The sequence below is a fragment of the Gilliamella sp. B14448G11 genome (genome assembly GCF_016101765.1).
Classification (GTDB): domain Bacteria; phylum Pseudomonadota; class Gammaproteobacteria; order Enterobacterales; family Orbaceae; genus Gilliamella; species Gilliamella apicola_N.
In genome coordinates, this window is the sequence record NZ_JACFPX010000045.1 from 1 (window position 1) to 522 (window position 522).

Genomic DNA, 522 nt, shown 5'->3' on the forward strand with positions numbered 1-522 from the left:
TGACCATGTTATGTTAGATCCGGCTCAACCCGGAGCAGGTAGTTTTCATGTTTGGTGTTGGATTAACAGTTTTATGGTGAATTATAAATCAGCCGATATAGATGATGGAGAATACAAAACAGATGAAGAGGCAAAATTCAAAGCCGATATAATAGAGGGTGAGGGTTGGCCAGAATGGATGGTGGAAGCTTTTAATGCCACATCACTTGAAGAGTTAGCTGCAATTAAGCACAAATATAATATTAAACAATAATAAAAAACTTAAATTGATATTAAAGGAATAAGGATAAGGAATAAAACAGTAATGCCATCAAAATACCGCCCCCAGATCTTTGGTTGGTTTGGAGACCTAGATAAAGGTCCTTATGGCCTATCATTGCATGGTCGTCGATTAATTTATGCTAATGATAACTATTGTGCATTTATTCGTCAGCGACGAAATGATCAGATTTTTTATACATATCTTTATTTTATTTGTATTATTGGGATGAATATTCTAATTGTTGGTATGGTTATGTTTAT

The 522-nt window shown here is 34.1% G+C and carries 2 protein-coding genes; both read left to right on the forward strand.

Annotated features, from left to right (window positions below):
* Positions 1 to 253 (forward strand): hypothetical protein (locus H3S88_RS13105; RefSeq protein ID WP_198229226.1); only part of this gene is annotated, 253 nt, incomplete at its 5' end.
* Positions 254 to 304: 51 nt separating this feature from the next.
* On the forward strand, positions 305 to 522 hold a 218-nt coding region (locus tag H3S88_RS13110), incomplete at its 3' end, for a hypothetical protein (protein ID WP_198229224.1).